Origin of the sequence: Mesorhizobium sp. M7A.F.Ca.US.011.01.1.1 (assembly GCF_003998295.1) — a bacterium.
In the GTDB taxonomy this organism is placed as follows: Bacteria; Pseudomonadota; Alphaproteobacteria; order Rhizobiales; family Rhizobiaceae; genus Mesorhizobium.
In genome coordinates, this window is the sequence record NZ_RZRT01000190.1 from 1 (window position 1) to 886 (window position 886).

The 886-nt window shown below is 59.7% G+C and carries 1 protein-coding gene; it reads right to left on the reverse strand.

The genetic code is table 11. The features are described 5' to 3' along the window. Positions 1-31: 31 nt before the first annotated feature. The coding region (locus tag EOA13_RS37240; RefSeq protein ID WP_164780647.1) for an AMP-binding protein at positions 32-886 on the reverse strand (855 nt) is incomplete at its 5' end.

Sequence of the window (886 nt, forward strand, 5' to 3'; positions counted from 1 at the left end):
GGTATGCCGGTCCTGAATGGTCGCTCGCCTTTCACCGAATACCAGCCCAGGCAAAAAGCCCTTTCCATCTCTTGATCAGTTTTGCAGTTGGCCCGTTCACTTTCCTGTCGGACGATTGCGCGGTCTGGCCGTTGTTGGTGGGGCCACTAGGTGCCTGCAAATATTGCTGCAGAAGCAGCCTGTCTATCTTGCCGGTTGGCGTCAGCGGCAACGACTCGATCGCGTGGATTCGGCTCGGAATTTTCCACTGTGGGAGGATCGACCTCAAGCTGGCCCTTAATGCGTCAGTCTGAAACAAGGCTCCCTGTTTTATCACGACGAAGGCGGCAAGGGAGTGCGCATCCTGGCGAAGTTCGGTGATGACCGCGACTTCATTCACCATTGGAAGCAGCAGGAAAGCCTGCTCGATTTCCCGCGTTTCAACGCGATACCCGCGAATCTTGACCTGGTCGTCGCGCCGTCCGAGGAATTCAAGACCGTTGCTCGATAAACGCCCGATATCGCCGGTGTGAAACACACGCTGATCGGGAAAATTGAGGTCGGTGCCGAAATGCTTTGCCGTTTCGGACGCCTGCCGCCAATAACCGTCTGCCAGGAAAGCGCTGCGGACGACGAGTTCGCCGACGCCTCCCTGTTCGACCGGCTGGCCATCTTCATCGACGACCAGGAGAGACTTGTCCGCGACTGGTCGCGGCGCCGGTACCGTGCCTGGCGCGAGCAACTCGCCCGGAGCTACCGAAGCCACCGCGATGTGACCGGCTTCGGTGGAAGAGAAGCGATGGCGCAAGGCACAGGACGTCGCGAAGTGATGGCGCCATTGCTCGACGTCCGAGGCAACGACCGTTTGACCCGCCAGCGCCACCAAGCGTACCGATGGATGCAGGCC